The following is a 23,178-nucleotide window of genomic DNA, read 5'->3' on the forward strand; positions in this document are numbered from 1 at the left end:
ATTCACTTTGTAGTGTTAGTGTCAAGCTTAGTGATTTATCGAGTTTTTGTAGACACGAAAAAAATTAATTTCCTCCAACATCCGACATGATTTTTGTGTCAGCTAAAAGTAAATGTACACTGATATATATCCAAAACTTAGAGTTTTTTGTATGTTTCATGCTGGGGGATGAAATTTATCAATCAGCTTAAGCCCTAGTATAGCCAGAAAATCATCAGAGGAAAATCTACCACCGAAAGGAAGTCTGAGCGACAAAAACGCCACGAATAACTTCTGATGATGGACTTTTTTAATTGCAATATTGCCTCTGTGCTAATACGGTTCGGTTAAAGGGAAAAGGGGAAAGGTTTTAAATACATCCTTTCCCCTTTTCTCAGACCACAAGGAAAGTGAAAAATACTTATCCGAACCGTATTGAGGGACTGGGGACTGGGGACTGGGGACTAGGGACTGGGGACTGGGGACTGGGGACTGGGGACTGGGGACTGGGGACTGGGGACTGGGGACTGGGGACTAGGGACTGGGGACTGGGGACTGGGGACTGGGGACTAGGGACTGGGGACTGGGGACTGGAAAAAACTAGTTGAACCCTAACATTTAATCTAATTCCCCAATACCCAGTCCCCAATACCCAGTCCCCAATACCCAATACCCAATCCCCAATCCCCCAGATAAATTATTCAGGCTGATTACAATACTTATTCATTTCATTCACTAACGTATCTGATTGTTTACCAACAGTTGTAGCTGCTGTTGTCAGTGTTGAATCAATTTCGGCTCTAGCCTTTTGAATTTTTTCTCTACCAGATGCGGATGCTTCTGCTGTTTTGGTTGTACCAAGCGCTCTACCTGCAATAGCTATCGCTTGACTGAGATTTTGAAAAATCTTGACAAAACCGCTTTGAAATTCTTTCAGTTTCGGATCTGTTAAGTTCAGTTCCCCAATGGATTTAGTTACAAATTCTAAATCTTTAGATAGCTGTATGCTGGTTGTCACTTGGGTTCCTTTATTTTTATCAATCAGAGAGGTTCCGGCATTTACAACTCGAATCAGTCGCTGGCACTGTGAGACTTTATTTTCGCTACAACTAGTAACGAACAAAGCAATGCTCAGGCTAACAGGAGCAAGAACAGTATATTTATGTAAAACAGACATTAATACCCCAACAGCAATAAAACTGAGAATATAGTATCCAATATTACGAGTAAATGAGGGGATTGGGGACTGGGGATTAAGTACTAGGAATTTGGGATTACAGCAGTTTTTATGTATTTGAACCACATCTGTCGTAAGGGCACAGCATTGCTCATTGGTGTCTACTTTTGCCCTGGCGAATGGAATTCGCGGCTACACTGGCATTGTCCGCCTCTGCGGACTAAGGACAAATCAAGGTTTTGAAACCCAGGATCGGTAGCTTTTGTTTGTGTAGACGCGGTTTCTAACTGATATTAATTTTTAACCTACGAGTCATATTCAAAGGGAGCATCCCAACTGCTAGATTTCGATCGTATCTTGTTGGTTTAAGTGGATTTTGTTATTTTCCAGAGTGACCTGTCTATCTGCTGTAATTTTGAGTTATAAATTTTCTCAATCCCAGCCTTTAAGAAGTCAGAAGGCTTGAACAAGAATATGTCAGTAAAGCCATTAGTAATCTCTGGTAGCTGCTCTTGAGCTACGAATTGAAATCGCACTTTTGGGTCAAGTAAATGACCAAGTGTTTGGATGAAAATCATGTCAGCGTCGCTAATTAAAAGCGGTTTATTAGTTTTACTAAGAATGTTAGCGATTTCGGGATATTCTTGGTATCTTTGAGGGACTTTGATCCACCATAGCTGGGCTTGAGAACTGAGCATACAAGATACGATACCGCTGATAAGTACTATGGAAACTACAAGTGACCATAGCTTCTTTTGCCAAATTTTAGGAGAAATAGACGTTAATTTAATGGTAAATAGGTAAGCAACAGCTAACTGCATACCTAAAACGACTGGAAGTAAATATCGAGTACTAGTGGATTGTTTTTCAAATAATAAATCTACTGCCAGTAGAGGAAGCGCTACAGATCCAATCAAGATTAGGATAAATAACCAAACTTCTTTAGAGGTTCTTCGGCAAAGAACATAAATTGAGTAGATAATTAGAGCTAGAATAATGAAAATACAAAAAATTAAGGCAATATTAAATTTCAGCGGTTCGCTAGAGCCAATACCTACATCTAGAAAAGCACGACTAATAATCCCAACCCACCTTATAGCTGACTCAAATAATGTTTGTTTAGCATTTGCCCAACTTAGTTTGTCAGGAGTAGGGTGAGTAATAATAATCCAAATCCAAGGCAGAAAAGTTATAACCCCTGCAAGCGCTGAGAACAAGTAATTAATCGATGTTTTACTCAATCTAAAGCGTTCGATTACAGCTACGTAAACTCCCTGTCCAAGAGCAATCCAAGTAAAAAATAAGTGACTATAAAATCCTAATGACAATGTTGCTGCATAAATACACCAACTAACCTTTGTTTTAAGGCGCATGGCTCGCAGCAGTGCAATGCTCGATATTAAGATGGCTACTATCCATAAACTGTATGTTCGTGCTTCTTGTGCATACAAAACGTGAATAGGTGAAACGGCTATCAACGCAATGGACATCCAACCTATTAGTGAAGATCCAAATAATTCTTTGCATAGCCAATAAAGACAAGGAAAGGTGAGCAGACTAATGAATGCCGAAAGACTTCTTATAACTGCTACAGAATTACCAAACCACTCTACCCAAAACCGGAGTATCACGAAATATAGTGGCACCACCTGCGATTCTTCTGAAATCAATCCTTTAATTGTATCAATTGTGTTTTTTTCAGAATTAGGATATTGATATTTCTGCAAATCTTCAAGACTGACCAAACGACCATTGCGTAACCGATCATTCATCTCTGACTCAAGATAACCAGATATGCGTAATGATGAATAAACTTCATCATTCCAGTAAATTTTCCTGTCAAGATTTACGAAGCGAAAAAATACACCTATTACTAATATAATGATCATTAAAAAACGTAACCAAGATTTAGAAATAATCCAGTTCTGTGACAATTGCTTTTTCATGCAGCTTTCAATCTCCTCAAAGCCTTAATAACCGATGGTAAAATTTTATTGGTTCTTCAGGATAGTAGTATGTTTAGCTAATAATTTAAATGACAATTTAACAAGCATCTAACTCGGAAATTATCAAAATTTCTGCATCCATAACGTTATCTTGGTATAATCTATAGCTTTTTGTACCACAGCGAGGACATGTACTGTATGATTTTGTTGATTCGGTTTGTAAAATAATTCCGATTCCAATATGAAGACAATATTACACAACTTTTACATTTTTTAAATCAAGAAGCTCGTAAGAATTTTAATATCCTCTTTTTTGACGTACCTATTTTAGATTTTAGATTTTAGATGATTTCGGTTCATGCCCCGCCCGAAGTCAAGCGGAACAAATCCAAAATTGCCAATCTAAAATCACCAAGCCCTGTACCCTTGTGGTCAGGTCAATCCAAAATTGCAAATCTAAAATCCAAAATTGTTTGACCATGATTGTCGATACACCAAAAATCTTTTTCTTGTACTCACATTTAACAAGTAATTATATCAGAGATTTTACTCAGTATGTACTAATATAATTGTTTGTATTATTTAAGTATAACTAATGATTTAGCATCACTAAGCACTGAAAAACCATTATTCTTGATGGGATTAACAATAATAATATGGTGTGGAATTATATTAACAAAATTTACGAATACTTTATATTCACTTGATATTATCCATATTTTTATTAAAAGATTATAAAAATTAGCTGAATTATCTGTATATTTATTGACTTAGTTTACTTAATGGTACAGTATACTTATGTAAAATATATCTAACAGCACAGACATTACCATAAAATTAGTAGCAGAATGCAAAGTTTAGATTAAATTTAGAAAAATAGTGTGATATCGAAGTGCGGGAATTACTAAACTTTCAGAACAGTTAACTGTAGCAAAAGTATTCCTCAAGTTTTAAGTAACTAGGTTCAGTTAATAAAGTCAGCAGACGTTTGGCTCTATTTTCTACGGACTTTACACATCGTCGTTCTGCAATTTGGAATATGAAGACAAACTCATCCAACTCACTGTTAATAGTACCAACTGGCCCACTAAAGATTTCAGAGTTGCCTCCCAACCATTTGGGTATAAGTGGTGAATCTATCTACCTTTCTCTAGTAATTCCTACTTATAAAGAGCGTGACAACATCAAGAATGTAGTCAGCATCTTGAGTCAGTTACTGGATGAATCTATTCCAGGAAACTACGAACTAATAGTGGTAGATGATGATAGCCCAGATCGAACTTGGGAAATAGCACAATCATTGACGACAGAATACCCCCAGTTGCGGGTGATGCGACGTCAACAGGAACGGGGGCTGTCGTCAGCGGTGATTCGTGGGTGGCAAGCAGCTACGGGGAATGTGTTGGGGGTGATTGATGGAGATTTGCAGCATCCGCCAGAGGTGCTGATGCAACTGTTGCGTAGTGTTGAGCAAGGAGCAGATTTGGCAGTAGCCAGCCGTCATGTGGAAGGAGGCGGTGTTAGTAGCTGGAGTGTAGTGAGGCGTTTCTTGTCTCGTGGCGCTCAGTTGTTAGGCTTGGTAATCTTACCGGGGGTACTGGGCAGAGTTTCTGACCCCATGAGTGGTTATTTTATGGTACGCCGGAGTGCGATCGCTAATGCAACACTCAATCCAGTTGGATACAAAATTCTCCTAGAAGTAATCGGCCGGGGAAAGGTAAACCAAGTTGCCGAAGTTGGGTATGTGTTCCGCGAACGCAAAGAGGGCGAGAGTAAGGTGACATGGAAGCAATATATAGATTACATCCACCACTTAGTGCGGTTGCGGCTTTCCACAGGGCGAGTAGGACAATTGAGGAAAAAAGTCAATTTCCCCGTCAGTCGATTTCTCCGTTTTGGATTAGTTGGCTTTAGTGGCGTTTTTGTGGATATGGCAATACTTTACTTACTCAGCGATCCCACTACCTTGGCTTGGCCACTGACACGCAGCAAAATTATTGCGGGTGAGATTGCGATTTTAAATAATTTCTTCTGGAATGACGCTTGGACATTTGCTGATGTCAGCGCCAGACAGCAAGAATGGCATCAACGCCTGAAGCGGTTTTTGAAATTCAACGCCATTTGCCTGGCTGGACTGGTATTGAATGTACTGATCTTGAATTTGGTATTCAATTTTCTTATTCATAACCGTTATATTGCCAACTTTATTGCGATCGCAGTTGCTACTATCTGGAATTTCTGGATTAATTTGAAACTTAGCTGGCGCGTCACCGACGTGAAATAATCACAACGAGGGATTTGAGATTTTGATTTTTGTTTTTAGATTTTAGAACGAACTTCAATCTTCAGCGTCAAATCTACAAATCCATTCGTGTGAGGCCCAGCAATGAGAGTTCTTTTTCCAGGTGCATTTTATTTTTACAGAAAAATTATCTCGTTGCTACTTGTCTCTGCCAAACATGGCTTACAACACAAGCATTGGCATAATTGGCAGGCTCGACTTCCTCCTTTCTGGGTTCACTCTTTGCTGAACTTAATGTGGTTGCTCATTGGCCTCAGCTTGCGTCTAGCCAACTTGACTGCAAAACCTCCTTGGACTGATGAGTTTTCCACCTTGGTGTTTAGCTTGGGAAATACTTTTTTAGGAGTACCCTTAGATCAAGCGATCGCACCTGATACCTTATTGCAACCACTGCAACTAAACCCAGCGGCTAGTATTGGTGATGTGGTTGATAACTTAGTTACACAAGATAACCATCCACCACTGTATTTTGTGCTGGCTTACCTGTGGATGAAATTATTTCCCAGCGACGGAGGATTAGTGTCGTTGTTTGGTGCGCGATTACTACCAGCGATCCTCGGCGCTGCCTCCATTCCATGTATTTACTTATTAGGTAGAGTAGCGTTTCGTTCATTATTAGTCGGACACTTGGCTGCTGCCATGATGGCAGTATCACCCTACGGTGTATTTTTAGCACAAGAAGCGCGTCATTACAGTTTGGCAGCCTTATGGGTAACTGCTTCCCTCACCTGCTTAGTAATTGCCACACGTCATATTCAAAATCGCACACCTTTACCCATCTGGATAGCACTTTTGTGGGTAGGCATTAATGCTTTAGGTGTTGCTACTCATTACTTATTTACCCTGACTCTCTGCACAGAAGCGATAGTTTTAATTTTTCTTGCTTGGCTTCAATTGCAGACTAACCTGAAATTTTCTCTCCTCTTCTCCCTTCCTTGGCGGCGCATCTATGCTGTGGCTACAGGTACTTTTGTCGCGAGTTTAATTTGGCTACCAATCTTTTTAGAGAATAAAAATCGTGATAATTTGACTGAGTGGATTCGAGGTTCACACGTTGGACTAGATTGGTTAAGCCCAATTTTTCAGGCTTTAGGAACATTGATTGCCATGATTTGCCTATTACCAGTGGAATCTTCACAGCTATTGGTTGTGATTCCTTCTGGAGTGGTGATGTTGATTTTCTTTATTTGGGCAGTACCAATTTTGCTACGTGGGATTAAGATTCAACTACAGCATCCAGAAAACGGGATGATGATTCAGGTGTTTATCGGAGTCGCCATCGGTGCGATCGCTTTATTCTTTATCTTTACCTACTTTTTGGGAATCGATCTAACCAGAGGCGCTCGTTATAACTTTGTTTACTTTCCTGCGATCGTTATTTTACTAGGCGCAAGTCTTGCAGCTTATTGGCATCCTCCCAAGGAATTGATGGGAAGAGAACCAGGCAAAAATGGCATCAAAACCATCGGTAGATGGGGAATAAATGGCAAAAAAGCCGTGATATTAATTTGGTCAATGGGATTTTTGAGTGCAGTTACAGTATTCTGCAATCTCGGCTATCACAAATATTATCGCCCTGACCTGTTTGTGCAACTAATTCAACAAATATCCCCAGTGCCAGTACTGATTGCCACTACCCACAAAACTTATATACATACTGGGGAAATGATGGGGGTAGCTAGGGAGATGAAACTTGCCAATTCACTCCAAAAACCTCTATTTCTCCTTGCCCATCAAGACCAAGACGCGAATACCTCCACCATCGCTCTAGAAAGTACTTTAAATAAATTACCACGACCTTTTGACTTATGGCTGGTAAACTTTCACGCTCCTATTAAAGAAGCCGTCAAAACATGCGTTATATCTGATACTCAATCTTTACCAAGTGTCAATGGCTACGAATATGAACTTTATCATTGTCAGCAGAATTAATATTTTGGAATTAGCTATTGCCGATACGATTGCTAAAACTCATGGAGGAGATATTATCGTCACTCGTGAAGTCTTTGTTGATAGGTACTTAGCTTCTTAGTTTAATTCTTAGGATTTTGCCGAGTCCTTTTACCAAATAAACCAGACATACTTAATCCTGTTCCCAACAATCCCAGAAGTCCTAATCCGTTCAAAATTGGGTAGATTTTTTCAAGATGAAAAATTTCGCCTGTATGGATACCTAAGAGGAAGCTAGCTGGAACTCCTATACCAATAGACCACTCGCGGACAAACGTTACTAACATCCCAGTCAATACAGTTAAAACAAGTGGCACAGATAGGATGATGCCAAAGATCCGATGATACTTACGAAATGAACGTTTCATAGTAATTCTCCAGTCAGTAGAAACTTTTTACCAATATAATTTAGGCTCAATTTCACCTAAAATGCAAATTGAAAAAGGGACTGGGGACTGGGGATTAGGGACTGGGAAAATTGTTCGGGGATTCAGACCACTACCCAAGTTTTGTTCGCTTAGTGCGTCTCGAAATATATTTTTTTCTTCTCCATACACAAATTTAGTTGCTCTGTATCCTTATTCTGTTTCGGTCAGATGCCCAATACCCGCATTTCTCACAAGTTTGAAATGCAGAGGGGCAGAGGGGCAGAGGGGCGGAGGGGATTGAACTTGGCACATTGAACTCTCCTCTGCTCCCCTGCTCCCCTGCTCCCCTGCACAAGCACAGGCTTTGAGCATTGGTGAAAAATCCGGGAATACCCCAATCCAGATGCATCTTATGGAAGTTCCTCAAATATCAATATCCATAGGAGACTAAAGAAGGAAGAATAAAAATATCTCATAAGTCTTGCAGCAGCGAAGGCTGTAATTAGTTAAGGAGAATTTATGCGTGCAGTACTGATGGCAGGGGGTTCGGGAACGCGGCTTCGCCCATTAACTTGCGATCTGCCGAAACCGATGGTGCCGATTCTCAATCGACCAATTGCCGAACATATTATCAATCTACTCAAAAGACATCAAATTACAGAAGTTATTGCGACATTGCATTATTTACCTGATGTCTTGCGAGACTATTTTCAAGATGGCAGCGATTTTGGCGTCCAGATGACTTATGCAGTCGAAGAAGATCAGCCTTTGGGTACAGCTGGCTGTGTGAAAAACATTGCCGAACTTCTTGATGAAACTTTTTTAGTCATTAGCGGTGATAGCATAACAGATTTCGACCTCACAGCTGCGATCGCATTTCACAAACAAAAGAAGTCAAAAGCTACTTTGATTTTAACCAGGGTTCCCAACCCGATTGAGTTTGGGGTGGTGATTACCGATGAAGAAGCACGAATTCGGCGATTTTTAGAAAAACCCTCTAGTAGTGAAATTTTTTCCGATACCGTCAATACTGGTACTTACATTCTCGAACCAGAAGTTTTGGAATATCTGCCAGCAAACATTGAATGTGACTTTTCCAAAGACTTATTCCCCTTACTACTAGCAAAAGATGAGCCAATGTATGGTTACATCGCCCAAGGTTACTGGTGTGATGTTGGTCACTTAGATGCTTATCGCGAGGCTCAGTATGACGCTCTAGATCGGAAAGTCAATCTCGATTTTGCCTACAAAGAAGTTTCTCATGAGTTATGGGTAGGCCAAAATACTTACATCGACCAGACTGCTGTGATTGAAACCCCGGCAGTAATTGGTGATAATTGCCGCATTGGGGCAAGAGTCCAAATTGAGGCGGGAACCGTAATTGGGGATAATGTCACTATTGGCGCTGATGCTAATCTCAAACGTCCCATAGTGTGGAATGGGGCATTTATTGGCGAAGAAGCGCATCTTTCTGCCTGTGTGATTTCCCGTGGTACTCGTGTAGACCGCCGCGCCCATGTATTAGAAGCTGCTGTTGTGGGTTCCCTTTCAACGGTGGGAGAAGAAGCTCAAATTAGCCCTGGTGTGCGTGTTTGGCCCAGTAAAAAAATTGAGTCAGGGGCAGTTTTAAACATTAACTTGATTTGGGGGAATACCGCCCAACGAAATTTATTTGGGCAACGTGGTGTCCAAGGATTAGCTAATATTGACATCACCCCAGAATTCGCTGTGAAATTGGGATCTGCTTACGGTTCTACCTTGAAACCTGGTTCTAAGGTAACGGTTTCCCGTGACCAACGTAATATTTCTCGAATGGTGACGCGATCGCTCATTGCTGGTTTAATGTCAGTAGGTATTGATATTCAAAACCTTGATGCCACAGCTATTCCCATTGCCCGCACAGTTATACCTACAATGTCGGTAGTTGGTGGTATCCATGTGCGGGTACACCCCGATCGCCCTGACTACATTTTGATTGAATTCATGGATGCCAAGGGCATTAATATCTCCAAAGCCCTGGAAAAGAAAATTGAAGGGGCTTACTTTAAGGAGGATATGCGGCGGGCGCTAATTCATGAAATTGGCGATGTATCTTATCCTAGCCAAGTCATGGAGCGCTACTGCACAGCTTTTGAGAAACTGTTGCATGTTCATACACTCCGCAACAGTCGGGCAAAAGTGGTGATTGACTATGTTTATGCCGTATCGGGGGCAGTTTTACCCCAAATGTTAGATAAATTTGGTGCTGATGCAGTGGTGTTGAATGCCAGTGTCAATAAAACGGCGATGTCAATCACTGACCGCGAAGGATTGCTGACTCAGTTAGGTCATGTTGTGGAAGCATTAAAAGCTAACTTTGGCGTGCAAGTATCTGCGAATGGGGAACAACTAATTTTAGTTGATGAATCAGGCTACCCAATTCGTGGAGAAACTTTAACAGCACTGATGGTAGACATGATTCTGACGGCTAACCCCAGAGGAACAGTAGTAGTACCAGTTCATGCTTCCAGTGCGATTGAACAAGTCGCCCGTCGCCATGATGGCAGAGTGATTCGCACTAAAGCCAACCCGACAGCTTTAATGGAGGCTTGTCAGAAAAACCCAAATGTGGTTTTAGGAGGTAGTGGAGAGACTGGTTTTATTTTCCCGCAACTGCATCCGGGATTTGATTCCATGTTCTGCATTGCCAAGATAATTGAGATGTTGACTATACAGGAGCGATCACTTGCTGCTGCGCGAGCGGAATTGCCCCGTGTAATTCACAAAACTTATACAGTCCGCTGTCCGTGGACGGCTAAGGGTGCTTTGATGCGTTACTTAGTGGAAACTCATCCAGCCCAAAACCTAGAGTTAATCGATGGAGTGAAAATTTGTCAACCTTATGATGATAGTTGGCTGTTAGTTTTACCAGATGCCAGCGAACCACTGGTGCATTTGTATGCAAATAGCAACGATCGCGAATGGGTAGATGAGACTGTGAGAAACTACCGCGCCCGTGTGCAGTCGTTTGTGGAAAGACAACAAGAATATCAACCCGCCGAAGTGTAATTTATAACGGGCTACGCCCCGCTACGCTAACGTAATTCGTAATTGAATTCTTTAATTACGAACTACGAATAATTACGAATTATGCTGAGAGGTGTTCACAATTCTCATCGAGGACATTCTGGTAAACTTCTCTTAGCGTAATTGCAATCAAAATAAATTAGAGCTTCTCTACTAGAAGCAAATCCTCTATTTGTAGTGTATGGGCTACTTGTTGGACTTGATTCATTTGACCAAATTTTCAAGTAGTAACCACTATTATCATCGCTAGACCATAATTCATAACGGTAATTACCTCCTGAACCCTGACTATTTAAATAGTCAGCTAGTGCTGTATTTGATGTAGACACAAAGCTAAATACAGTCAAAACAGGAATTACAGCTACCTTTAATATTTGGATTAATTTCATATATCCACAAAAAATTTACCTCCTCTAGCTTCGTTTACCGAAGTGATTTTTGAAACCAGTAATTATCAGGAATGTTTTGTGAGGATATCGTAAGGCAATACTTTTCGGTTAAGACAAGAGACGCGATGAATCGCCGTCTTTACAATATGGACACCTAGCTATTTTGTTTCCACTGCTGGTAATATTTCTACAAAAAATGTAATAGAGTATATTGCACACCAAAAAGATTAAATCGGAACACCGTAAACGGTGTTGCTAGCTTTCAACCCAAGCACTTGAAGTACGAAATACGCAACTACGTTGCTGTTTCTCAGGGGTTTTCAGCATCTCCCTTATAAGGGGCAATTTCTGTTTGTATTTAAATTATCCTCTTGCAGAGTGCGTCATTCACTCTTAATATAAAAGTACGGTAAATTTATCGACTTATAGTACTTTATTTAGGCAATGAGCCGTACCATAAAACTCCTCTAAAATCAAGTCTCATATCGCTTTGAGTCTAGCTTTCAGTTTTTTCCTGAAATACTTTACAAAAGTTGATTTGCATTAATGAAAAGAATTTTCAATAAGTCTGATAGGATATCCTCAGGCTTATTGATATAGATATCATTAAGGCAATCATATATCTCAGCTATTTGTAAACTTTCTTAGGAGGTAATGCCATGACAAGGGTGGCTGTTCAAACACCAGAGTCGATTCCCTGGTGGGCAGGGAATGCCCGGTTAACCAACCTCTCAGGGCGACTTTTGGGCGCTCATGTTGCTCATGCGGGGTTAATTGTTCTCTGGGCTGGTGCAACAACCCTATTTGAACTTGCCCACTTCAACAGAGTGCAACCAATGTACGAACAGGGGTTGATTCTATTGCCTCATCTCGCAACCCTCGGCTGGGGTGTAGGAAATGGTGGACAGATAGTAGATACCTATCCCTACTTCGTCGTTGGAGTATTGAACCTAATTAGCTCCGCCTTCTTGGGACTTCTCTGGCACGCTTTACGCGCTGCTGGATTTGACTTCTCAAAGGGTAGAGTCATCCGTTCAACTCGTGGGGAGGCAATCTAACAGATGTCATCGGTGGACATAGTTGCATCAACTTATTTAAAAGGGAACAGGGAACGGGCAACAGGGAACAGGGAAATCCCCATAATTAAAATTAGGGGATTTGTACAAGGACGTATTTTTTCTTGCGCTACGCGTCCCCTTAAAAAATGTTTTTATTTCTTTCATAAATAAATTTAGGGGCTTGTACCCTAAATCTTCGGGGCTAATTCTTGCACTGTTCCCTGTTCCCTCTTCCCTGTTCCCGCCCCGAAGGGGCTTGGTCAGGTTTAGGTGCAGGACGAATGTCTATTGTTGCATAAATCATTTTGAAGGCACAACTATTTATTTATCAGGTGACAATATGTCGAAAAAAATTGGTTTGTTTTACGGTACTCAAACTGGTAACACTGAATCTGATGCTGAAAAAATTCGGGATGAGTTTGGTGGTGATGTTGTAACATTACATCCCATTTACGAGGCAGATACTACCAGTTTTGATGAGTATGACTTGCTGATTATTGGCTCTCCCACTTGGGATATTGGTCAACTTCAGAGCGATTGGGAAGGCTTTTTCTCCGAGCTCGATGAAATAAATTTTAGTGGTAAGCTGGTTGCCTATTTTGGTGATGGAGACCAATATGGCTATAGCGATAACTTCCAGGATGCAATTGGAATTATCGAAGAAAAAATTTCCCAGCGAGGCGGTAAAACTGTCGGTTACTGGCCAACTGAGGGATATGACTTTGAGAATTCTAGAGCTTTGAGAAATGACAAGTTTGTCGGATTGGCACTTGATCAAGGTAGTCAATCTGAGTTAACAGATGAGCGAATTAAAACTTGGGTTGCTCAGTTGAAGACAGAATTTGGTTTGTAGCCTAATAGAGGCGCACAGCTAGCTGTGCGCCTTTATTGAAATTGATAATTTAGAATTTATAGGTATTATATGTCCGATCCAGTTGATGTTTTATGGTTAAGTGCTAGTCCTGCTTTGCAGCGTTTTGATAAACCATTACTTGAATATTTATCTGGGTATACGAGTGTCGCCCAGTGGGAATACCAGCAAACTAAAGATGAAGCTAGTTCCATAGATCAAGCTGTGGAGTTGCTATATGACTTTTTAGAACGGCGCGATCGCCCCGTGCATTTAGCCGGTCATGGTATGGGTGGTGCGATCGCCTTAACCTTTGCGCGGCGATTTCCCCAAAAAGTGCGATCGCTCACTCTGCTGGCTGTAGCGGCTCAACCTGCAAACAATTGGCAAGCTCACTATTACTTTCAACGACAACTTTTTAACATCAGCCGTGAACTAGTTTTGGCAAGCAGCGTTCGCAGTCTTTTTGGAAACCAACCACCTCATACTACTAAGAAGTTAGTCGCCGCCTTAGATAAAGATTTAGAACAATCTCCATCATCACACTCTTTGTTTAAGTTGGTTTATTTACCCAAGGGTGGAGTTTCTATGCCAATGATGGTATGTGGTAGCAAGAGCGATTCGGTAGTCAATCTACCTGCATTACATGACTGGTTGAATTGGTTCAAGCCAGAAGATAAACTGTGGGAATGCCCACAAGGATATCATTTTTTTCACTACTTCTATCCTCAACAGGTTGGCGAACAGATTTTGAGTTTTTGGCAACATCACCATCCCCATTTACTGGTAGCATCTCCACTATCTTTTAGCACTTCTACATATTCATAAAGGCAGAATAACCCACTCTTAAAAACTAATATTTGCTTGCATTCGAGCGGTGATAGTTACTATTGTCGCTCTGCTTGCGTTGCCTATTTTTCCTCCAGTTTTGATGATTACGTTTTGTAAAGATTCAATCTAAATAGGAATAATTTTTCAATAAACTAAATTTTTAATCTCAATAATTGGTAATTAGCTGTCAATAAGCAGAGTATGTGGCAAGAAGTGATATAGCAGTCGCCAAAGCTGTTAGGACAAGTTTATTGAAACGCAAAGGGGCGCAGAGTTGAGCGCAAAGTAACGCAGAGTTTATTTCGGTCTTTTCGCTACGTGTACTAAGCCTCCTGTCCGTTGCTATATCTGACGACAATCCTTAGCCTGCGGTGAATTGGAAGAGTCTCTTTCTTCTTCTTGCAAGGTCATCTGTGGCACGCTCTGCGAGCAATTGGCATTGACTTTAGGCGAATTGAAAAGGCATTAAATGCCATTGGTAGCGAATCGTAACAAGTGCTGAGTTAGGAGTTAGGAGTTAGGAATTAAAAGTTAGGAGTTAGGAATTAAAAGTTAGGAATTCCTCCCTACTCCCCACTCCCTACTTTTAAAAGTATTTAACTATGACAGTTACAACTGATAGAACCTTAGCAGCAGACACAAATTTATCGTGGTTAGTCGGTAATGCCCGTTTAATTGATTTATCTGGTCAATTATTAGGCGCTCACATTGCTCATGCAGGCTTAATTATGTTTTGGGTAGGAGCAATCACAATATCTGAAGTTACGCGCTTTGTTCCTAGCGTACCAATGTATGAACAGGGATTGACTTTGTTACCCCACTTAGCAACTTTGGGCTGGGGTGTCGGTGCTGGAGGTGAAGTAGTCGATACCTACCCCTATTTTGTAATTGGCATTTTGCATTTAGCTGCATCTGCTGTATTGGGTGCAGGTGGACTTTTTCATGTTTTTCGCGCTCCAGCAATTCTATATAATGTCGGTGGACAGACGGCAAAATTTCACTATGAATGGAATGATCCAAAGCAATTGGGTTTAATTTTAGGTCATCACCTAATTCTCCTGGGTTTGGGAGCATTTTTGCTAGTGCTAAAGGCAACAATTTTTGGCGGAATTTATGATACTAATTTGGGAAATGTCCGCCTGATTAGCAATCCCAATTTAAATCCAGGAACAATTTTTGGTTACTTAGTTGGTCTGAAAGATGGTAACTGGACTCCTTTAGGGATGGCAAGTGTTGATAATTTAGAAGATGTCATTGGTGGTCACATTTGGATTGGCTTCATCTTAATTGCTGGTGGTGCATGGCATATTATTGTACAACCTTTTACCTGGGTAAGACGAATTTTACCAATTGAAAATGGTGAAGAAATTCTTTCTTATAACTTGCTGGGTTTAGCTTTAATGGCTTGGATTTCTACCGCGTTCGTGGGATATAACATGACAGTTTTTCCCAGAGAATTTTACGGTTCTGAACGTTTAGGATTGGCAGATATTCAGTTTTTCCTTGGTGTAGTTGCCTTCTTCGGTTATGTTTGGCATTCTTGGCGATCGCTGCGTCAAGTGAAGACGCGATGAATCGAAGAATTGAAGACGCGATTCATCGCGTCTCTACAAATGGTCTTTTTCAAATTGGTATTACCTTAATTAAGTTTCGCTCAACTCTAGCTAGATAAACTCCTATGCCTGCGGTGAACATCTGTGGACTGCGGGCATTTTTTTGAAATTTTTATGAGGATAACTAAATGTTAGCGATGATTTTGTGTGCATTTTGCACTTGGACAGTAATGATTCTATTTATTTCGAGTTTCTGGTTAACCTTAAAAAAAGGAATAATTCATTTAAAAACTCTGCATGAGATTCCTTGCTCTGGTTGCGAATATTTCACTAACGACTACCGCCTCAAATGTACTGTATACCCAAAAAAAGCTTGTTCTGAGGAAGCGATCGCCTGTATTGATTTTGAGCCGAAAACTGCTTCTTGTAATGCTTGCAACAAGGGTCGGCGAAAGCTTTGTTAAGTTTATTGAAACACACCAGCTATGGATGCTACTCAAACGCCTAGAAAGAGAAGGTTGTTCGGACTGTACCAATATAGATTGTGTCATTATGGCTGTTTTGTTCTGGATTTGTAACCATAATTAGTCCTGGTGTTACCGCAATAGCGTCATTGATAGCATAGCGGTAAAACAACTCTAATTCCAGCGAGCTATTGGGATCTACGCGAGTTGCAACATCATTACTAGTCACCTTTGGTGGTAGTCCAATCACAAACCCCCCTAAGTTTCCTTCTCCACCCAAATTGGGAAACGCTGCTGTTACCGACCAGTTCACAATGTCCGCATTGGCTCCCTGATTGTCACCTCCTTCGGCATGGGCGTATGTAAAGCCTGCCGATGCTGCCAAGGTGAATTGACGACTAACATCATAAGCCATGTTTATACCATAGGAGTTAGCTGAAGTAGGACTGCCATTAAAGGGGTCGCTGGCATTGATACTGCCTGTACCAGTATCGAGCGCATTGTTCGCCTCATCATCGTCAGCACTGTAAGAATGTGTGTAGGTGAATGCAAAAGTCAAATGATCGATTGGACGTAAGGTAAGTTCAGCCAAACCTACATAAGTCCCGCCGAAAAGTCCCGAATTTGGATTATTGCTATTGCCACCAGCAGCGTATGCGGCGCTAAGTCTCACAGCCTTGCTAAACTCATAAGTGAGGGAACCACCGGCAACATCCTCCCCCCCGATAGCAAAGATGGGATTGAACTGCCCAAAGAGTGAGATGGAACCATTAACATGATCGCCCAGAGGGGAAACAGCATCCACATCGTCATCCAGCATTTCATGTAGTTCATCATTTGCACCAATATGGATGGAGAGTTTGTCTCCCACCTTAAATTGATACGATAATTTAGCTAAAGTCAGTTGATTAGGGCTGTCATAATCATCTAGTGTCAACCGTCCCATATTTGTGCCTGTGGCAACACTCAAATTAGGCGTATTGCTGGCTTGTAACCGAGTTCTCAACAGGTCTTTACCAGTAAAACTGGTATCAAAAGTCAGCCACAGGAAATCACTGGCAATCAGATTACGACTCACCGGTGCGCCACTACCATCAGCCTGTTTGTTACCCCCAATAGCCGTCAAGGAAAAGAGGGCGTTACCATACAGCTTCGTCGTTGTAGAAAATTGTTGCTTTTCTACAGTGGCAGCACGCACTTCCAGCGCATCCACCCGACCGCGTAGGGTCGCCAGTTCTGGGGCAAAACTCTCCTGTAACTTTTGCAACAGCGCTAAGTCGTCTTTTTTCACTAGACTATCTGTCGTGGAAGCTAGTAATTCATTCACCCGGCTCAAACAAGCATTGACACCAGCTGCAAATTCATAACGGCTGAGGGCACGATTACCACGATAGGTTGAGTCAGAATATCCGGCGATACATCCATAGCGTTCTACTAAGGATTGCAATGCCTGAAAAGCCCAATCAGTAGGTTTAACATCTGAGAGTTGGGATACCGAAGTCACCTGCCCTTGGTCAGTATTTTCGGCAGTGTCGTTTACCAATGGTTTATCCTGTTTTGCTGGTAGCACTGACGCTGATGTTTGAGCAAAAGCAGGATGTGAAAAATACAGTAGTAATCCAAAGGTTAGCTGGAAAATAATTGCAATATTTTTGAACTTGTGACCCATAATCTTACTTCTTATTGTTGATGGCAGATTCAGTAACTTTCACCTCAAATATTGTTGGAAAAATTACTTAACTTCCGGCAACGATAATCTTGTAGGTTAGCGTGAAAGGTATAAATCGACCATTGTATCCAGTATTCTTTTTAGGGTATCCACTCAGTTTTAATTCGTATTCTCCGACTGTGGGGAAAGTAATTTCAGCACCGGGAATCCCTTGATAACGATCGCCATTGACAGGTTTTAAGATTGGACTGATCAGAGGCGGAGCATTTTTCTCATGAGGAACCGTATATACTGCGAGCTGACAATTACATTGCGATAGGGGAATGATGCGCCCACTTCTGTGAGTTAAAGCAAACCAAGCAAGCGAAGGCTTTCCAGCCTGGGGATTGTCATTGGGTTCAATATGAAAGGTAGCTCCAACATCGCCTGACATCTGTACGGTATGAGCAAGTACGGGCGTAGCTATCAATGTCGAAATGAGGAAGATGAAGGGCTTTGAAAAATATTTGAGGTGAGGCATTAATTGTCATATGTACGCGTTTTTTTATGTCTACATTTTTTGCTGAAACTGAATTTGTGTCAAAAGACAAGCTGTCGAAGTTGAGGGATGCTGGTTATTTTCAGTTACTGTGCTTTATAGCGGTTCTCGAATGGAAGCAATAGACATCTCCAGAAATTAAATATGCGTTACCCAGAATCCTTGTAGAGACGTAGCACTGCTACGTCTCTACATTCATTTTCACCAGATGTCTAATACAGTCTGACCTCTCTCCTAAAAGGAGCAACCGTGTACACACAAGTCTGAAATAGTTTACTCACCTGGTTTTTCGCGTCAGTTTTATCCCACCCTAACCCTCCCCGATGGATTGGCTACGGTATACACACAGGTCTAGTGGTCTGTCCCATTAATTTTGTTGGGCTGCTAGATCCCCAACTTCTTGAAGAAGTCGGGGATCTGAACACCACTAACTTCTCAAAACTTTTGGGACAGACTACTAGATTCCTGTTTCCCCCCAATAAACGCAGGGCTGATTCATTAAAGCCACAGGCGACCTCACTTTTTCGCGTTGCTCTCTTACACCGAGAACAACGCGAAAATAGTGAGGTGCTAAAATCTGGGACGTAGATAGCCTATTCGCACTTCGGCAAGCTCTGTTACCGTCGTAAATTACACAGTCAAAAAACAACTTTAACATCGCTCGAACATCCCCCGTGCTGCATCATGATATTTGTCTAGGTAAAGAACTAAGTTGCTGGAGGGTTTATTTGGTCTGTTTACCTAGATGAGCATCATGTAGAAAGTTTTCCCAAACAGCGATGTCTACGCTCATCATATTTACGTAATAAAGGTATTGTAAATACAATTTAAGCTTTCACAAAACAATGAAATAACTATGAAATTTTAAAGTTTAAGCGTATTGATTGGCTGATATAGCTCAATGAGGTCGTGACTAATAAAAACAGCCTTGGGGTTTTGATAGTGCTTGTAATTCTTCCCAACTGTAATGAAGAGGTAATTCAATTGGTTTGTGATCGGCACCTAATCCCAAACTAATAGTCGGCTGAAGTTCCTCAATAAATTCTTCTGCATAAACAACCAGTTCATTGGCTGCAACTCCAAGTGCGATCGCACCCGCAATTCCACCAATCGCGGCACCAACTTTACCACCAATTGAGCGACCTAGTGCGGCTCCAGCAATCCCACCTCCTACAACTCCCAATCCCGTCGCAATCGGATGAGTATTAGAAGATGATGTTTCTCTTGAGTTTTGATTTTGCGTTTCTAAATCAGTCTGTTGATCGTTCATAAATTTGTCCATCCTAGAAATAATAAACTTTCTACTTCAAACGTTCAGCTAGATGAGCGCCAACACGCAACGCATTTGCCATAATCGTGAGTGTAGGGTTAGCACCAGAATTTGACGGAAAGAAGCTACTATCTACCACATAGAGATTATCGACATCATGAGTACGGCAATTGATGTCAAGAACTGAGGTTTTGGGATCTGTGCCAAATCGACAACTACCACATTGATGGGCTACTGCTTGTTCTGGTAGATGAGTGCGGGGATAAAGGCTAAATGGCAAGACGTGTTTAGCAGAGTGAGGGATTGACTTGAGTACAGATGTCCATCGGTGAATTAAGCGATCGCTTGCTTCGATATTATTCAGTGTATAGTCAACATGAATCTTATCGCCCACCACCCGAACTCGATTATTCGGATCTGGTAAATCCTCTGTCTGCAACCACCAGCCAACTGATCGCTCGGCCAGCAAATGGCGCTCAAAATGAGGAATCAGCTTGACAAATGGAGCCATAAGTGGAGGTGCTTCTCCGGGAATCATATCGGCAAGGACATTACCTGTATTCTGCACCATGCCCATCGGATAAGGAAAATCTGGCTCTCCCCAGTAAAAATCGTTGACAGCGATGGTTTTTTGAAAGTTGGCGTGATTCACTTCTAGATGTATGGAAACTATGGCCGTTTCCAGTTGCTTCATGAAATTCCGCCCCACTTGATCGGAACTATTTGCTAATCCGTTGGGATGTTTGTCATTAGCAGAGCGTAACAGCAAGGCAGCTGAGTTGACAGAACCACAGGCAACAACCATAAGATCGCTTGTGAACCAATGTTGCTCTCCTCCAATTTCAGTTTCTACCCTCGTAACCTCTCGCCCCGACTCACTGGTATGCAGCCGCAAGACTTTAGTATTAGTTAAAAGAGTAACATTGGCATACTTTTCACGAGCCGGACGAATGGCGTTGACATCAGCATCGGCTTTTGCTTGTACTAAACAGGGGTATCCATCAAAAGTATCGCAGCGAATGCAGGGGCTATTTAGGCGATCGCTTTCATTCAGCTTTAATCCTAGTGGTAGGTGAAATGGGTAATAACCTAGTTCGCGAATGCTATCAGCAAGAGACTGCATATCTGGCTCATGACTGACTGGCGGATAGGGATATGGTTCGCTGCGAGGTGGTTCGGTGGGGTCTTCTCCTTGCTGACCATGCACGTCATATAGCTTTTCTGCTTGCGTGTAGTATGGCTCAAAATCTGAGTACTTCAAAGGCCATTCTGGAGAAATTCCTCCTTTATGAATTACCCTTTCAAAATCTCGCTCCCGCAATCGAATTAAGGCTGCACCGTAGAGTTTGGTATTGCCACCAACCCAGTAGCCTGTCTGAGGTTGAAAGGCTTTACCTTCTTTGTTATACCATTGCTCATCAGTATGGTAGCGATGTTTTTGATAAACTTCCTCTGGATTCCAGTTAGCTTTCTCTCTCGGCAAAAAGTCGCCTCGTTCCAGCACGAGAATTTTTTTACCTGTGGGTGCGAGGCGGTGGACTAATGTACCTCCACCGGCTCCTGTACCGATAATGATGATGTCGTAGTGTTCTGTGATGTTCGTCATATTTTGAATTTTGTGTACTAATCGTTTATCGCGTTAATTCTGAGAGATTTGAGGAACGAACCGCAAAGTACGCAAAGTACACGAAGAAAGAAAATTAGCAATGAGTTGCCCATTAAAATTAATGGCACAAATAAGTAGCAATCTATCGCAAAAGTTTTGAGAGGTGAATCAGTTTTCAATTTCTCTTTTTTCTCTTCCTTTGCGACGGCAGTCACTTATGGGGGAAACCCCCAAGACCGCGCTGCCTCCTCTTTGCGTCCTTTGCGGTTCGTTTTCTTAACCATCAAAATTAATGCGATAGACTACTAGCGCTTGCTACTAACTTCAGGCTGTCGCTGAATCAAATCAACCGCACCACGTCGTAATTCCTCAACAGTTGGCATTTGATTCAAGCGCATCAATTCTGAGATAGCTGCTGCTTCTGTATCCCGATGACTGGTTGCAGCTGCCAAGACTTGATTGTTTTTGATGTAAAAAGCAACGAATTGCTGCTTTTGCAAATCCCCATGTACAATCATTTCATCCCAACTCTGGGCGTGTCCAATATAGCGCAACGAAAACTTGAATTGCATCGTCCAGAAAAAGGGCAGTCCTCTAAATTTAACTGGTTTACCTGCCATGTTATGAGCTGCAATTCGCCCTTGCTGTGCTGCGACTCGCCAATGTTCAACGCGAATCGATTCGCTTGTACGCCAATCGGGATAACGGGCAATATCACCTGCGGCGTAGATGCCATCACCTGCACATAAGTATTCATCAACAACAACACTGCCGTCTTTGGGATACAATTCGACACCCTCAAGAAAGTCTGTTGCAGGTTGTACGCCAACGCCGACGATTACAACATCTGCTTGCAAGCGATCGCCATTATCTAAAATGACGGCTTCTACTTTGTCGCTTCCCGTAAATTCTACCGCTTTTCTCTCAAACTTAAAGGAAACACCGTTTTCTTCATGGACTTGCTGAAAGATTTTGCCGATTTCCTCACCCAAGGTTTTCTTAAAAGGTACAGAATCCGGCGAAACCACGGTTACTTGTAAGCCTTGCTGACTCAGACTCGCTGCCGTTTCCATACCGATAAAACTGGAGCCAATGACGATCGCTTTTTCTTTTTGCTTGATGGCTGTCAAAATGCGATCGCTATCAGCAAAACTGCGTAATGTGAAAATGTTTTGCAAGTCTGCGCCGGGAATATCTAGCTGGCGTGGTTTTCCGCCTGTTGCTATCAGTAAGGCATCATAGGTTAACGAATCACCATTAGTAAAGGCGATCGCTTTATTTGTGGTTTGCACCTGTTCAACTTGGTGATTCAACAGCACTTCAATGGCGTTTTCTTGGAAGAAATCGGGCGATTTCAGGGGCATCTCATCTGGGGATGCCTTACCAGTTAAGTAAGCTTTACTTAGTTTGGTGCGATCGTAGGGTAGCTTGTCTTCTTTGGTAATCATGACGATTCGCCCTTGATATCCAGCTACTCGCAAAGCTTCTGCGGCATGAATACCGGCTGCACCTGCGCCTAAAATAACGAATGTGCGCCCATCAACGTTGGGGTTGAATTGTGCCATTGTGGGCGATGCCTGCGGCGGTAAGCTACGTAATCCTGTAGTTTGCTCTGGGACGCTGACAATGACATTTTCACCTTCAATGCGTACCTCATAACGAGCTAAAGAATCTAAGCCCGGTGGCTCTAGTTGATCGCCAGTCGTCACGTCAAAACAGGCATTATGCCAAGGGCAAATAACACGCTCTCCACTTAACACCCCATCTGCCAGTGGTGCGCCATAATGAGCGCAATGTGCGCCGACAGCATAAAACTTTCCATCGATTCGACTCAGTAAAATTTCTATCTCGCCGACAGAAACTTGTCGCATTTCACCATTATTTAGATCGTTAATATTGGCAACAACTGCTTCTACCTGTTTCATAATCAAACCTTAAATAATTCGTAATTCGTAATTACTGAATCGATGGGTAAAAAGCTTGCACTATAAGTATTCTTTCTTTTTACTTTTTACCAAGCCCCTTCGGGGCGAGAACAGGGAACTCTTAACAGGGAACAGAAAAAAATTTAGCCCCGAATACAGGGTTTAAAGCCCCTAAATTTATTTATGAAAAGAGATAAAAATATTTGAAACGAGATGGCGTCAGCCACGATGTTTCAA

At 41.9% G+C, this 23,178-nt stretch carries 17 protein-coding genes and 4 pseudogenes; 11 read left to right on the forward strand and 10 right to left on the reverse strand.

Annotated elements, in window-relative coordinates; translation table 11 throughout:
- The first annotated feature begins 389 nt into the window (after positions 1–389).
- Positions 390–587 carry a hypothetical protein gene (locus V7K67_RS29475; protein WP_335169549.1) on the forward strand — a complete coding sequence of 66 codons (198 nt, stop codon included), beginning with the start codon at positions 390–392 and terminating at the stop codon, positions 585–587.
- A gap of 89 nt (positions 588–676) precedes the next feature.
- On the opposite strand, the gene V7K67_RS29480 is transcribed toward V7K67_RS29475, so the two are convergent.
- From V7K67_RS29480 to V7K67_RS34620, 3 genes and pseudogenes are all read right to left on the reverse strand, one after another.
- Positions 677–1,156, reverse strand: coding sequence for a hypothetical protein (locus V7K67_RS29480; protein ID WP_334730263.1), 480 nt, complete (start codon positions 1,154–1,156; stop codon positions 677–679).
- Positions 1,157–1,521: 365 nt separating this feature from the next.
- The gene (locus V7K67_RS29485; protein WP_335169551.1) at positions 1,522–3,102 is read right to left on the reverse strand and encodes a glycosyltransferase family 39 protein; all 1,581 of its coding nucleotides are present in this window, start codon (positions 3,100–3,102) and stop codon (positions 1,522–1,524) included.
- Positions 3,103–3,247: 145 nt separating this feature from the next.
- Positions 3,248–3,405: pseudogene (locus tag V7K67_RS34620) on the reverse strand (ISL3 family transposase); the annotation flags it as partial.
- Between the two features lie 736 nt (positions 3,406–4,141).
- On the opposite strand from V7K67_RS34620, the gene V7K67_RS29490 reads away from it, so the two are divergent.
- Positions 4,142–5,386, forward strand: a complete 1,245-nt coding sequence (locus tag V7K67_RS29490; protein ID WP_334730265.1) for a glycosyltransferase — start codon at positions 4,142–4,144, stop codon at positions 5,384–5,386.
- 252 nt (positions 5,387–5,638) lie between these two features.
- Positions 5,639–7,336, forward strand: coding sequence for a glycosyltransferase family 39 protein (locus tag V7K67_RS29495; protein WP_335169567.1), 1,698 nt, complete (start codon positions 5,639–5,641; stop codon positions 7,334–7,336).
- Between the two features lie 101 nt (positions 7,337–7,437).
- On the opposite strand, the gene V7K67_RS29500 is transcribed toward V7K67_RS29495, so the two are convergent.
- Positions 7,438–7,722 carry a peptidase gene (locus V7K67_RS29500; RefSeq protein WP_334706916.1) on the reverse strand — a complete coding sequence of 95 codons (285 nt, stop codon included), beginning with the start codon at positions 7,720–7,722 and terminating at the stop codon, positions 7,438–7,440.
- 519 nt (positions 7,723–8,241) lie between these two features.
- Here V7K67_RS29500 and V7K67_RS29505 point away from each other — a divergent pair.
- Positions 8,242–10,770: a mannose-1-phosphate guanyltransferase gene (locus tag V7K67_RS29505; RefSeq protein WP_334730266.1), complete on the forward strand. Its 2,529-nt coding sequence runs from the start codon at positions 8,242–8,244 to the stop codon at positions 10,768–10,770.
- 104 nt (positions 10,771–10,874) lie between these two features.
- Here the strand turns inward: V7K67_RS29505 and V7K67_RS29510 are convergent, their stop codons facing one another.
- Entirely contained in the window at positions 10,875–11,177 is a 303-nt protein-coding gene (locus V7K67_RS29510) for a hypothetical protein (RefSeq protein ID WP_334730267.1), read from the reverse strand.
- A 141-nt stretch (positions 11,178–11,318) separates the two neighbouring features.
- Here V7K67_RS29510 and V7K67_RS34625 point away from each other — a divergent pair.
- The 7 genes and pseudogenes from V7K67_RS34625 to V7K67_RS29540 all read left to right on the forward strand — a co-directional run.
- Positions 11,319–11,408, forward strand: a pseudogene (locus V7K67_RS34625) (transposase); the annotation flags it as partial.
- A gap of 428 nt (positions 11,409–11,836) precedes the next feature.
- Positions 11,837–12,172, forward strand: a pseudogene (locus V7K67_RS29515) (chlorophyll a/b binding light-harvesting protein); the annotation flags it as partial.
- A 403-nt stretch (positions 12,173–12,575) separates the two neighbouring features.
- Positions 12,576–13,088: a flavodoxin FldA gene (gene fldA, locus V7K67_RS29520; protein ID WP_335169554.1), complete on the forward strand. Its 513-nt coding sequence runs from the start codon at positions 12,576–12,578 to the stop codon at positions 13,086–13,088.
- 69 nt (positions 13,089–13,157) lie between these two features.
- Positions 13,158–13,913 carry an alpha/beta fold hydrolase gene (locus V7K67_RS29525; protein ID WP_335169556.1) on the forward strand — a complete coding sequence of 252 codons (756 nt, stop codon included), beginning with the start codon at positions 13,158–13,160 and terminating at the stop codon, positions 13,911–13,913.
- A gap of 387 nt (positions 13,914–14,300) precedes the next feature.
- Positions 14,301–14,408: pseudogene (locus tag V7K67_RS29530) on the forward strand (chlorophyll a/b binding light-harvesting protein); the annotation flags it as partial.
- 110 nt (positions 14,409–14,518) lie between these two features.
- Entirely contained in the window at positions 14,519–15,490 is a 972-nt protein-coding gene (locus tag V7K67_RS29535; RefSeq protein WP_335169558.1) for a chlorophyll a/b binding light-harvesting protein, read from the forward strand.
- Positions 15,491–15,657: 167 nt separating this feature from the next.
- Complete coding sequence (locus V7K67_RS29540) at positions 15,658–15,933, forward strand: hypothetical protein (RefSeq protein WP_334730271.1); 276 nt, start codon at positions 15,658–15,660, stop codon at positions 15,931–15,933.
- 40 nt (positions 15,934–15,973) lie between these two features.
- Here the strand turns inward: V7K67_RS29540 and V7K67_RS29545 are convergent, their stop codons facing one another.
- The 5 genes from V7K67_RS29545 to V7K67_RS29565 all read right to left on the reverse strand — a co-directional run bounded on the left by V7K67_RS29545 (position 15,974) and on the right by V7K67_RS29565 (position 22,941).
- Entirely contained in the window at positions 15,974–17,602 is a 1,629-nt protein-coding gene (locus V7K67_RS29545; protein ID WP_334730272.1) for an iron uptake porin, read from the reverse strand.
- A 67-nt stretch (positions 17,603–17,669) separates the two neighbouring features.
- Positions 17,670–18,035 (reverse strand): hypothetical protein, encoded by a 366-nt coding sequence (locus V7K67_RS29550; RefSeq protein WP_334706928.1) that lies wholly within the window; start codon positions 18,033–18,035, stop codon positions 17,670–17,672.
- A 1,018-nt stretch (positions 18,036–19,053) separates the two neighbouring features.
- A complete protein-coding gene (locus V7K67_RS29555; protein ID WP_335169561.1) occupies positions 19,054–19,410 on the reverse strand; it encodes a hypothetical protein in 357 nt (118 codons plus the stop codon).
- A gap of 31 nt (positions 19,411–19,441) precedes the next feature.
- Entirely contained in the window at positions 19,442–21,016 is a 1,575-nt protein-coding gene (locus V7K67_RS29560) for a GMC family oxidoreductase (RefSeq protein WP_335169563.1), read from the reverse strand.
- Between the two features lie 305 nt (positions 21,017–21,321).
- The gene (locus V7K67_RS29565; RefSeq protein WP_335169565.1) at positions 21,322–22,941 is read right to left on the reverse strand and encodes an FAD-dependent oxidoreductase; all 1,620 of its coding nucleotides are present in this window, start codon (positions 22,939–22,941) and stop codon (positions 21,322–21,324) included.
- Positions 22,942–23,178 lie beyond the last annotated feature (237 nt).

It is taken from the genome of Nostoc sp., from assembly GCF_036917155.1.
Lineage (GTDB): Bacteria > Cyanobacteriota > Cyanobacteriia > Cyanobacteriales > Nostocaceae > Nostoc.

Excerpts from the sequence above, each read along its gene's own strand:
- V7K67_RS29480 (WP_334730263.1), bottom strand. The coding sequence starts at position 1,156 with ATGTCTGTTTTACATAAATATACTGTTCTTGCTCCTGTTAGCCTGAGC.
- V7K67_RS29485 (WP_335169551.1), bottom strand. The coding sequence starts at position 3,102 with ATGAAAAAGCAATTGTCACAGAACTGGATTATTTCTAAATCTTGGTTA.
- V7K67_RS29490 (WP_334730265.1), top strand. The coding sequence starts at position 4,142 with ATGAAGACAAACTCATCCAACTCACTGTTAATAGTACCAACTGGCCCA.
- V7K67_RS29495 (WP_335169567.1), top strand. The coding sequence starts at position 5,639 with ATGTGGTTGCTCATTGGCCTCAGCTTGCGTCTAGCCAACTTGACTGCA.
- V7K67_RS29500 (WP_334706916.1), bottom strand. The coding sequence starts at position 7,722 with ATGAAACGTTCATTTCGTAAGTATCATCGGATCTTTGGCATCATCCTA.
- V7K67_RS29505 (WP_334730266.1), top strand. The coding sequence starts at position 8,242 with ATGCGTGCAGTACTGATGGCAGGGGGTTCGGGAACGCGGCTTCGCCCA.
- V7K67_RS29510 (WP_334730267.1), bottom strand. The coding sequence starts at position 11,177 with ATGAAATTAATCCAAATATTAAAGGTAGCTGTAATTCCTGTTTTGACT.
- fldA (WP_335169554.1), top strand. The coding sequence starts at position 12,576 with ATGTCGAAAAAAATTGGTTTGTTTTACGGTACTCAAACTGGTAACACT.
- V7K67_RS29525 (WP_335169556.1), top strand. The coding sequence starts at position 13,158 with ATGTCCGATCCAGTTGATGTTTTATGGTTAAGTGCTAGTCCTGCTTTG.
- V7K67_RS29535 (WP_335169558.1), top strand. The coding sequence starts at position 14,519 with ATGACAGTTACAACTGATAGAACCTTAGCAGCAGACACAAATTTATCG.
- V7K67_RS29540 (WP_334730271.1), top strand. The coding sequence starts at position 15,658 with ATGTTAGCGATGATTTTGTGTGCATTTTGCACTTGGACAGTAATGATT.
- V7K67_RS29545 (WP_334730272.1), bottom strand. The coding sequence starts at position 17,602 with ATGGGTCACAAGTTCAAAAATATTGCAATTATTTTCCAGCTAACCTTT.
- V7K67_RS29550 (WP_334706928.1), bottom strand. The coding sequence starts at position 18,035 with ATGTCAGGCGATGTTGGAGCTACCTTTCATATTGAACCCAATGACAAT.
- V7K67_RS29555 (WP_335169561.1), bottom strand. The coding sequence starts at position 19,410 with ATGAACGATCAACAGACTGATTTAGAAACGCAAAATCAAAACTCAAGA.
- V7K67_RS29560 (WP_335169563.1), bottom strand. The coding sequence starts at position 21,016 with ATGACGAACATCACAGAACACTACGACATCATCATTATCGGTACAGGA.
- V7K67_RS29565 (WP_335169565.1), bottom strand. The coding sequence starts at position 22,941 with ATGAAACAGGTAGAAGCAGTTGTTGCCAATATTAACGATCTAAATAAT.